1 protein-coding gene is annotated in these 347 nt (G+C 57.6%); it reads right to left on the reverse strand.

Features of this window, described 5'->3' with window-relative positions; genetic code table 11:
- The coding region (locus AC0L20_RS40295; RefSeq protein ID WP_473295715.1) for a hypothetical protein at window positions 1–218 on the reverse strand (218 nt) is incomplete at its 3' end.
- Between the last annotated feature and the right edge of the window lie 129 nt (window positions 219–347).

Genomic DNA, 347 nt, shown 5'->3' on the forward strand with positions numbered 1-347 from the left:
TCTGATACAGCGCGCATCACGGCATCCCGGTGCGAACGCGTGCTCCAGACGCATGCGCCGAGGCCGATCAGCAAGAGTGCCGCGCAGGCGGCCAGGTCAGCTTGGGACGTTGATTGCAGCAATACCCAGATGACGGCGGGTACCACAGGGATGAGAGCGAACCAACGAAAGCGCGGTTGAGCGGGATGGTGAATACGACTGGATGGGCGCGAGGTCATGAGTTCGATCCTTGAACATTGTTGCGGATATAAACAACATAGGAGTTATCTGCCTTGTGCGCCGCATCTTTAGGCCTGTACGGGCGCCTTCCGTCTGGTTTGTGACAGGCATATTTACGGGCAGATTGG

Source organism: Bradyrhizobium sp. Kon58, assembly GCF_055807455.1.